7 protein-coding genes are annotated in these 6,213 nt (G+C 66.4%); 3 read left to right on the plus strand and 4 right to left on the minus strand.

Going from position 1 to position 6,213, the window contains the following annotated elements; genetic code table 11:
• The first annotated feature begins 28 nt into the window (after positions 1-28).
• The 3 genes from ACK4MH_RS11325 (at position 29) to ACK4MH_RS11335 (ending at position 2,507) form a co-directional block, all read left to right on the plus strand.
• Complete coding sequence (locus tag ACK4MH_RS11325; protein ID WP_409718282.1) at positions 29-1,342, plus strand: ammonium transporter; 1,314 nt, start codon at positions 29-31, stop codon at positions 1,340-1,342.
• A gap of 426 nt (positions 1,343-1,768) precedes the next feature.
• On the plus strand, positions 1,769-2,191 hold the full coding sequence (locus ACK4MH_RS11330) for an Hsp20 family protein (RefSeq protein ID WP_409718285.1): 423 nt from the start codon (positions 1,769-1,771) through the stop codon (positions 2,189-2,191).
• Between the two features lie 64 nt (positions 2,192-2,255).
• Positions 2,256-2,507, plus strand: coding sequence for a DUF1150 family protein (locus ACK4MH_RS11335; protein ID WP_135194761.1), 252 nt, complete (start codon positions 2,256-2,258; stop codon positions 2,505-2,507).
• A gap of 44 nt (positions 2,508-2,551) precedes the next feature.
• Here ACK4MH_RS11335 and ptsN read toward each other — a convergent pair whose 3' ends face one another.
• From ptsN to ACK4MH_RS11355, 4 genes are all read right to left on the minus strand, one after another.
• The gene (gene ptsN / locus ACK4MH_RS11340) at positions 2,552-3,016 is read right to left on the minus strand and encodes a PTS IIA-like nitrogen regulatory protein PtsN (RefSeq protein WP_135194760.1); all 465 of its coding nucleotides are present in this window, start codon (positions 3,014-3,016) and stop codon (positions 2,552-2,554) included.
• A 78-nt stretch (positions 3,017-3,094) separates the two neighbouring features.
• Positions 3,095-3,757, minus strand: coding sequence for a ribosome hibernation-promoting factor, HPF/YfiA family (gene hpf, locus ACK4MH_RS11345; RefSeq protein ID WP_346494682.1), 663 nt, complete (start codon positions 3,755-3,757; stop codon positions 3,095-3,097).
• A 74-nt stretch (positions 3,758-3,831) separates the two neighbouring features.
• A complete protein-coding gene (rpoN, locus tag ACK4MH_RS11350) occupies positions 3,832-5,337 on the minus strand; it encodes an RNA polymerase factor sigma-54 (protein ID WP_409718289.1) in 1,506 nt (501 codons plus the stop codon).
• 438 nt (positions 5,338-5,775) lie between these two features.
• A partial coding sequence (locus ACK4MH_RS11355) for an ATP-binding cassette domain-containing protein (RefSeq protein WP_409718292.1) occupies positions 5,776-6,213 on the minus strand: 438 nt, incomplete at its 5' end.

Raw genomic sequence — 6,213 nt, forward strand, 5'->3', positions numbered from 1 at the left:
TTCTTCCTCTCCTCCCCGAGACGAATCCATGACCCGACACGCCGCCCTCGCCGCCACACTCGTCGCGGGGGCGGCGTCGCTGGCGTCTCCCGCTCTGGCGGCGCCCGCCTTGCTGGCGCACCAGACGCCGCTGGTCATCGACAATGCGGCGACGGCCTGGATTCTGACCTCGACGGCGCTGGTGCTGCTGATGACCCTGCCGGGCCTGGCGCTGTTCTACGGCGGCATGGTGCGCAAGAAGAACATCATCAGCGTCATCGCCCAGTCGGCGGCGGCCTTCGCCATCGTCTCTGTGCTGTGGTTCCTGGTCGGCTACAGCCTGTCGTTCGGCAAGGGGCCGGATGCGGTCAACGGCTTCATCGGCGGGGTCCAGGCGGCCTTCCTGAACGGCGTGACGGCCCAGACGGCCCACAGCCTGCTGCCCGGCCTGCCGGAACTGCTGTTCGTCAGCTTCCAGATGACCTTCGCCATCATCACCCCGGCCCTGATCGCCGGCGCCTTCGCCGAGCGGATGAAGTTCTCGGCCAGCCTGCTGTTCTTCGCTTTGTGGCACCTGATCGTCTATGCGCCGATCTGCCATCAGGTCTGGGGCGGCGGCTATCTGGGCGGGCTGGGCGTGCTCGACTTCGCGGGCGGGGCGGTGGTCCACGTCAATGCGGGGATCGCCGGTCTGGTCTGCGCCCTGGTGCTGGGGCCGCGTCACGGCTTCGGGCGCGACAATATGGCCCCCGCCAACCTGGTCTATAGCGCCATCGGCACCGGCCTGCTGCTGGTCGGCTGGATCGGCTTCAACGCCGGTTCGGCCGGCGCCGCCGACGCCTTGGCCGCCACGGCCGCCTTCAACACCATTCTGGCCGCCGGCGCTGCGGCGCTCGGCTGGATGACCATCGAATGGTTCGACCGCAAGCGGCCCACCCTGCTGGGCCTGTTGTCCGGCGTCGTCGGCGGCCTGGTGGCCATCACGCCCGCCGCAGGCTTCGTCGATCCCAAGGGCGCCTTCTTCATCGGCCTGATCGCCGGCCCGGCCTGCTATGCGGGCGCGGTCTGGCTGAAGCGCGCGCTGAAATACGACGATACCCTGGACGCCTTCGGGGTGCATGGCGTCGGCGGCATCGTCGGCGCCCTGCTGACCGGCGTCTTCGCCACCACCACGGTCAACGCCCTGTCCGAAGGGGCCACGGTGTGGAAACAGGCCGTCGGCCTGGGCGGCGTCATCGTCTGGAGCGCGGCCGGCACCTTCGTCGTCCTGATGATCTGCAAGTTCACCACCGGCCTGCGCGTAACCAAGGACGAAGAGGTCGAGGGGCTGGACTATACCCAGCACGGCGAGGCCATCCATTAGAGCAATCGGCGCTTGAGTTGATGCGGGCCTGAGAGGCGTTCATCACAACGGACACGGCGAGGTCACGGAGACCACAACGAGACCCAACACGTGTCGTCTCATGGTTCTCTTGCCTAAGCCGTCAATCAATCTGCGGCTTCGCCGCCGCAGGCCCTCAAGACTTGCCGAACCGGAGCACGGCTCCGTTGTGTTCGCCGTGACCTCGCCGTGTCCGTTGTGACGAACCCCTATGCGTTGCCCATTCCAACTCAGCCGCCGAATGCTCCAGGCGCCTGGTGCTCGGGTCTAGCCCGAGGATGACGGGATTGGGGAAGACCGGCGCCCGACAGTTGATCCCGCCCCGCTCCGCCCCCATCTTCATCTGTGACGGAAGGTCTTGCCGATTGCGGGGGACTGGCCGCTCGGTCGCTTTATTCGAGGACCCAGATGACGACGACGCGCACCATCCTGTTCGACAGCCCCTTCCTGCTGGGGTTCGACCACACCCGCGCCCTGATCGACCGTGCCGCCAAGGCGACGGCCGAAAGCTATCCGCCCTACAACGTCGAGCAGATCGGCGAGGCGGGCGTGCGCATCAGCTTGGCCGTCGCGGGGTTCGCGCCCGACGAACTGGCCATCACCTTGGACGGCCGTCAGCTGACCATCGCGGGCAAGCGCGAGGACGCCGGCAAGGGGGAACAGGCGTTTCTGCACCGCGGCATCGCGGCGCGGGGCTTCGTGCGCAACTTCGTCCTGGCCGATGGGCTGGAGGTCGAAGGCGCCCGGCTGGAGCACGGCCTGCTGCACGTCGATCTGATCCGTCCCGAGGCCGAACGCCAGGTGCGGCGCATTCCGATCACGGTCGGCTGAAAAGCGCAGCCGTTCGAACCGCCCGGCGATCCGGGCGTTGTAAAACTCAAAGGAGGCGGTCCTAATGACGCCGATGACGATGACCAAGGAAGATTTTGCAGGACTGGGCGCGCCCGACCTCGTCTATGTGCGAGAGATCAAGGCGGCCGACCTGCTTGAAGAAGCGGTCGAGATCAAGGACGTGGACCTCAATCCCGGTCAGTCCCTCTATGCCGTCCACAGCGCCGACGGCGAACGTCTGGCGGTCATGATCGACCGCGACACCGCCTTCGCCGCCGCCGTGGCGCACGAACTGGAGCCGGTTTCGGTTCATTGATTGTGAATGATGAGGCGGCGTGACGACCGCCGCCTCCATTAAGTTTAGGCAGCGGTCGCGGCCGTATCCTTGACGAAAAGAGCCCGGATCGCATCCGTCGTACGGGCCTGGCGCAGTTGTTCGCGCAGTTCCGGCGACCGAAGTGCGCGCGACACCGCCGCCAGCGCGCGCAGATGCTCCGCACCCGCCTTGGACGGGGCGTACAGCCCAAAGATCAGGTCCACCGGACGATCGTCCACGGCGTCATAGGCCACGGGCGTATCCAGCCGCACGAAGACCGCCGTCACCTGGCTGACTTCGTCCAGACGCGCATGCGGCACGGCCACGCCGGACCCCAGCCCGGTCGATCCCAGCGCCTCGCGCTCCATCAGGGCGTCGAAAATCCGCGATTCGTCGATGCCCAAGGCATGAGACGTCGCCTCGGCCAGCGCATGCAGCGCCTGTCGCTTTGACGACGCGCCGCCGCGCAGCACCACGCCCTTGGGCGCGAGCAGATCACCGATGTCCATCAGACAACCTCGATACACGCAAAGACACGGCGCGGGCGCCCGTTTAGAGGCTCCCGCGCCGAAGTCAAACTTGGCTGTTCAGTTCACTGAGCCGTTGGTCTTGGCCTTACCATTCGTCGCGCTGGCGATTTCAGGATCGATCCAGCCCACATTGCCGTCCGGGCGACGATAGACGACCGCCAGACCGCCATGGGCCGCATTGCGGAACAGAACGACGGGATAGCCCGTCATGTCCAGCTCCAGCACCGCACGTCCGACCGTGATGGTGCGGATTTCGTGCTCGGTCTCGGCGATGACCATGCCCACTGGCGGCGGGCCGTCGTTCTCGCCGGTGTCGCCGAAGACGTCGTCCTCCACGCTGTCGGGATCACGCAGCACGATGCTGCGTGCGACTTCACGGGCGGCGTTCTCGGTCTTCTCGGGCGACAGACCCTTGGGTCCGATGTGGTGATCCTTGAGCCGACGCTTGTAGCGACGGACCCTTTTTTCGAGCCGATCCAGCGCCTCGGTGAAGGCGGAATGAGCGTCGCCGCCCATGCCGGTCGTCACCAGAGTCTGGCCCGACGCGAGGCGGACCCAACAGTCCACCTTGAAGTTGTGGCCGTCCTTGGACACCACGACCTCGGCGTCTTCACCGCCTCGGGCGAAGTATTTTCCGACCCCGTCTTCGAGTTCCTGGGAGATGCGCGAGCCTAACGCTTCGCCGACATCCACTTGCTTGCCGCTCACTTGGACTTGCATATGCATAGAACGCTCCCGACCGGATTTGGTGTCAATCGGGATCACCGTTTTGTGGTTACGCTTGGCGATTGGACTTAGGCGGTCTTCATCATCCTGCGGCGCTCGACGGACGATGGAATTCTCAACGCTTCCCGGTATTTGGCGACCGTCCGGCGGGCGATGTCGATGCCCGTTTCCTTCAGGATTTCCACAATCTTGTCGTCGGACAAGACGTCGCCTTCCAGGCCCTCGCCGTCGATCATCGACTTGATCCGGTGACGGACGGCCTCGGCCGAATGGGTCGTGGCCCCGTCCACCGACTGGATGGCGGCGGTGAAGAAGAATTTCAGCTCGAACACGCCGCGCGGGGTGGCGATATATTTGTTCGAGGTGACGCGGCTGACCGTCGATTCGTGCATGCCGATGGCGTCGGCGACGGTCTTCAGATTGAGCGGCCTCAGGAACTCGACGCCGAAGGCCAGGAAGGCGTCCTGCTGGCGCACGATTTCGGACGACACCTTCAGAATGGTCTTGGCCCGCTGGTCCAGCGACTTGACCAGCCAGTTGGCCTGGGCGGCGCAGTCGGCGACGAAGGTCTTTTCCGTATCGGACCGCGCGCCCGCCTGAACCAACCCATGATAGCGCTTGTCCACCAGCAGACGCGGCAGGGTGTCGGCGTTCAGCTCGACCCGCCAACCGCCGGCCGGGTCGGGCCGCACATGGACGTCGGGCACCACCGTCTGGGCCGGTTCGCCGCCGAAGCCGGCGCCGGGGCGCGGCGTCAGCGCCCTCAACTCGGCGATCATGTCGGTCAGGTCTTCGCCGTCGACGTCGCAGACCTTCTTCAGCCCCGCCAGGTCGCGCCTGGCCAGCAGGTCCAGATTGTCCAGCAGGGCCGCCATAGCCGGGTCGAACCGGTTGCGCTCGATCAGCTGCAGCTTCAGGCATTCCGGCACAGACCGCGCCATGACGCCCGTCGGCTCGAACCCGTGGCACACGGCCAGCACCGCCTCGATCCGCTCCAGCGGCACGCCCAGCCGGTCGGCGAACTCGGCCAACTCGCCGCGCAGATAGCCGCCCTCGTCTGTCGCATCGATCAGGGTCAGGGCGATCCCGTGATCGGAAGGCGAAAATCCGGCCGAGGAGGCCTGGGCCTGAAGATGCTCCCACAGGGTCGGCTCGTGCGTGTCGGGCCGTTCGCCGTCGCCCTCGAACATCTGGCCGCCCTTGCCGGCGCTGGACCAGTCCGACAGACCCGGCTGGGCCTCATCGGTCATCCGGTCGCTGGTGCGCTCGCCAGGCGCAGCGTCGCCGTAAACATCGTCTGAGCCTGCATCCATCGAGGCCACGGACTCATGCCCGACCCCGTCGCCGAAAGACATTTCGCTGTCGGACGCCGCCTCGACGCGTTCGGCCGGCTCGGGCGTTTCGCCCTCAGGCTCCTCGCGTTGCAGCAGCGGATTACGTTCCAGCTCGGCCTCGACGAAGTCGTCCAGCTCAAGGTTCGACAGTTGCAGCAGCTTGATCGCCTGCTGCAGCTGGGGCGTGATGACCAGCCCCTGCCCCTGCCCCTGCCTGATCTCTAACCTTTGCCCGATCACGTTCGAAATCTTCCCGCCCGTCCGCCAAGTGGCCCGGAACTTGCTGGGGCAGAATGTCGCCTAAACGGTTAACGCCAGACGAACGACGGTGCGTGGGTCGCCCGTTCTGGCGCTGGCGGCGGGAAAACCGCGCCAAACGCGTCAAAGGTAAAGTCCGTCCTCCGCAGATCTACGCGACGCCTTTCGGGTCGCGCTCTCGCGCGCCGCTGGCTTCCGGGTCTCCACTGCGCTTCGCCCGGAATGACGAAAGGGGCCGGCGTCACCTCTCCGCGCGCGAAGGCGCGGGGGGAGGACAGGTCGCGTAGCGACCAGGAGGGGGCGACTCTGACGGTCGTGATGACCTGGCCGGCTTCTGACACCGAGTCGCCCCCTCCTGGCGCCCGCTGACGCGATCGCCTGTCCTCCCCGTCGGCCTTCGCCGACGGGGAGGTGAGCTGATCAAATGTAGTTTTCGCCCAGATACACCCGGCGCACTTCGGCGTCTTGGACCGCCTCGTCCGAGGTGCCCTCGAACAGCACGGCGCCGTTCGAGATGATCGAGACCCGGTCGGTGATGTCCAGGGTCTCGCGCACATTGTGGTCGGTGATCAGCACGCCGATGCCCTGGCTGGCCAGATAGCGGATCACGGTGCGGATATCGGCGATGGCCAGGGGGTCGATGCCGGCGAAGGGTTCGTCCAGCAGCATGAAGGACGGCCGCCCGGCCAGCGCCCGCGCGATCTCGACCCGGCGACGCTCGCCGCCCGACAGGGCGGTCGCCCCGGCATGGCGCAGGTGGTCGATATGCAGTTCGTTCAGCAGCCGGTCGGTCTCGGCGCGGATCTGGTCGCGCGGGTAGTTCAGCTCGACCACCGCCTTGACGTTCTGCTCCACCGT

Origin of the sequence: Brevundimonas sp., assembly GCF_046295075.1 — a bacterium.
In the GTDB taxonomy this organism is placed as follows: domain Bacteria; phylum Pseudomonadota; class Alphaproteobacteria; order Caulobacterales; family Caulobacteraceae; genus Brevundimonas.